The sequence below is a fragment of the Zwartia hollandica genome (genome assembly GCF_019923725.1).
GTDB classification, from domain to species: domain Bacteria; phylum Pseudomonadota; class Gammaproteobacteria; order Burkholderiales; family Burkholderiaceae_B; genus Zwartia; species Zwartia hollandica.
The window spans coordinates 1-1,076 of sequence record NZ_JAHXRI010000016.1 but is presented as its reverse complement, the minus strand read 5'-3'; the positions used below and the strand labels follow the sequence as shown (position 1 = coordinate 1,076).

3 protein-coding genes are annotated in these 1,076 nt (G+C 48.0%); 1 reads left to right on the top strand and 2 read right to left on the bottom strand.

What is annotated here, in order from left to right; translation table 11 throughout:
- Nucleotides 1-206: hypothetical protein (locus KZZ10_RS14390; RefSeq protein ID WP_259661493.1), on the top strand; the 206-nt coding region annotated here is incomplete at its 5' end.
- 61 nt (nt 207-267) lie between these two features.
- On the opposite strand, the gene KZZ10_RS14385 is transcribed toward KZZ10_RS14390, so the two are convergent.
- Both KZZ10_RS14385 and KZZ10_RS14380 read right to left on the bottom strand, forming a co-directional pair.
- A complete protein-coding gene (locus KZZ10_RS14385) occupies nt 268-654 on the bottom strand; it encodes a type II toxin-antitoxin system VapC family toxin (RefSeq protein ID WP_259662236.1) in 387 nt (128 codons plus the stop codon).
- On the bottom strand, nt 654-866 hold the full coding sequence (locus KZZ10_RS14380) for an AbrB/MazE/SpoVT family DNA-binding domain-containing protein (RefSeq protein WP_259662235.1): 213 nt from the start codon (nt 864-866) through the stop codon (nt 654-656). Before KZZ10_RS14380 ends, KZZ10_RS14385 begins: the two co-directional genes overlap by 1 nt.
- Nucleotides 867-1,076 lie beyond the last annotated feature (210 nt).

Below are 1,076 nucleotides of genomic sequence, written 5' to 3'. Positions count from 1 at the left end.
TATCTCCGACAACAACTTTGGCGTTTGCCACAGGCCCGGGCTTTACCGTAAGTGCTGCACCAATGGCTCGAGATGCAGCCATTGTTGAAGTCGGTATCGGTGCCAGCCTTGGTGACTCAAGCCGCTTCAATCTCGTCTACTCCGCTACTCTGGCACGTCAATCCACTAGCCAAATGCTACAGGCGCAGTTGCAGTGGTCGTTTTAATGGTGATAAGTAGTACAAAAATCGCGTACCACTGTTGGTCAGTGCGCTGTGATGAGTGTAATTACTTTGCCAAGTAAGTCACTGCAGGTAGCTTGGCAAAATGAGCGTCGAAAGTCAGTAATTCGGCACCACAATGTTGTGCCGTGGCGTAAACGATCGCGTCTGCGGTTGCCAGTTTAAATTTTCGATGACACTCGGCCGCTAACAACGCAATGCTAGTTTCAAGCGGTGCCACAATGCATTTTTGTGTGTAGGCGATGACAGTATCTGCTCGCTCTTCGCCAAGCTCTCTCGTCAGCCACTTAGATAACTCTAGTTGTACGATCGTTGGCACAATACAAAAGTCTTTTGCAGGAAATCTGTTGTTGAGTTTTTTTCCGTGCTGACTATCGGTCAGCCATTCAATCCATGCAGAGGTGTCTACAACCCACAGTTGCTGGGACGCCATCAGAAGCGATCCTTGCGGTCTCTGTACTTGTCGGTATTCGCGCCTTTTGCGATACCTCGAAGTTGACCGAGCTCGGGTACGGGCATCATGAGTAGCCCATCACCTTTGGGAAGAAACACAAACTCTTGCCCAGCGGACCAGTGCATGGTTTCTCTGAGCTCCTTCGGAATGGAGATTTGGAACTTGCTTGATAGGGTGGCAGTATTAGACATTTCTGGTTGTTTCGCGATCGATAGGTTATTGGTAAGAATAGCGATCTTTTCAGAAACAGTCAATATCTAGTCGCGCCATAGGGTGGCTCTTTCTTACCCGAGATGGAAACTAAGTTACTTGTCGCCGAATAATAATAAGCCTTGCTAGTTAGATTTCTTCGAGTTAAAAACTTAAAGCACAGGCCAGGTTGGGTAAGTATGCCTGTTATG